Source organism: Shewanella hanedai (assembly GCF_007197645.1).
GTDB lineage: Bacteria > Pseudomonadota > Gammaproteobacteria > Enterobacterales > Shewanellaceae > Shewanella > Shewanella hanedai.
In genome coordinates this window covers 1-1,055 of the sequence record NZ_VKGK01000085.1, presented here as the reverse complement: position 1 = coordinate 1,055, position 1,055 = coordinate 1, and the positions used below count along the sequence as shown (strand labels likewise).

The window sequence follows — 1,055 nt, the reverse complement described above, 5'->3', positions numbered from 1 at the left end:
GGCAACCCCACTAACAGCCTCAAAATGTGAGCCAAAGAACCATTAAAACTCAATTGGTAAGGAAGATAGTCACCTTTGAGTTGATGGCACATCCTCACCATCTGATAGCGTACTAAATTATAGGTGAGTAAGATCCCCCACAATTCCTGCTTAACAAGCTCCGGTAGCCGACTTCTCAACGTTAATCGATTGCCTAGCATGTATTGTTTTTGCTCACGATAACCCAATTCTATTTCCCATCTATGTGTATATAAGTCAGCGATGTCTGTAACGGGATAGCGCATGGGATCTGTCATTGACGTCAAAACCGAGTATTCTTTACCATTAATTTTTCGACTTATTAACCGTACTTCCAACTCATTTGGTAAATCAGGCCATCGTTTTCTGGCATGTGGGTTAGATTTTAATTGGACGATTTTATCGTTACGTCCCAAACTGCGGATCACCTCGTATTGAACATTTTTCTTTAAGGGGAGCAACCAGTGTCGCTCAATACCTGTGGTTTGCCACTGATAAAGCAGCCCGAGTGAATAAAAGCCTCGATCGAACAATGTCAGGCTATTGTCTGGTGTCGAATCAATAAGTTTTTCAGCCAACATCATCTCGTTAACGGCATAATCATCAAAAGCACTGGCCGTAATAAGGTGACTACTCAGTTCCATTTGGCAGACCATTCGCACTTGAGGATATTGAGTGTCTTTTGGCTTGGTAAATGCTTCTGCATTATCAGGTGTATCTTCCGTTCGCCACACTACACCATCGACTCCTAGCAACATGAGTCCATTCCAAGTTGGGTGTAGTGCTTCACGATTCCAGTGAGCTTGAGTGCACTCAAATAGCGCCTTCATTGCTGCTTCACCTAGAGCTTTGCGTCGTTGAGTTAATGCACTAGGCGCTACAAATGGCCTGCCTTCTCTATCGACGATGTCGAGCATATTAATGATATGAGCCATGGACTTATCGTTATAGATAGCCATTCCAATGAGAAGCCAAGCCATTGACTCTAATGTTAATTTACGTTTTCTAAGCGTTACAGTTTCAGTCAAAGAATACGC

1 protein-coding gene is annotated in these 1,055 nt (G+C 42.8%); it reads right to left on the bottom strand.

Annotated features, from left to right (window positions below):
- Positions 1 to 1,055, bottom strand: a 1,055-nt coding sequence (locus FN961_RS25690; RefSeq protein WP_144042976.1) for an IS4 family transposase, incomplete at both ends; no start/stop codon positions are given.